Here is a 367-nt window from a genome sequence, read left to right as displayed (position 1 = left end):
CAGCAGCGGTACGGTATTGGCAACGCTGGCGACCTATTCGAATCTGGATAAGGGCAGTAGCTACCTGAATAAGACCTTCAACTTGTCGGCTTATAAAGGGCAGACTATCCGCATCGTATTCACAGGTGTGGAAGGCAGCGTGACAGCAACGGCGTTTCTGATTGACGATGTGACTTTGCTTGCCCAATAATCACAGCAGGCCTCTCAAAAAAACCCGCACAGCTTTGGGCTGTTGCGGGATTTTTTTTTGCTGCGCAGCTTCTTCGGATAAGGGTAAAACTTATTTACCGAATAAAGAACCCAGACCTTGCAATACACTGGAAGCATCAATTTTCCCCGCTTCCGGGACTTCACCATTTGGTGTCAG

Annotated in this window: 1 protein-coding gene; it reads left to right on the top strand. The window is 48.5% G+C overall.

Going from position 1 to position 367, the window contains the following annotated elements; translation table 11 throughout:
* Positions 1-190: hypothetical protein (locus KDM89_RS20410; RefSeq protein WP_212689692.1), on the top strand; the 190-nt coding region annotated here is incomplete at its 5' end.
* Positions 191-367 lie beyond the last annotated feature (177 nt).

This window comes from Cognatundibacterium luofuense (genome assembly GCF_018139685.1).
Lineage (GTDB): Bacteria > Pseudomonadota > Gammaproteobacteria > Burkholderiales > Burkholderiaceae_D > Undibacterium > Undibacterium luofuense.
The sequence above is the reverse complement of the archived record's forward strand: the minus strand, read 5'-3'. Positions and strand labels throughout refer to the sequence as shown.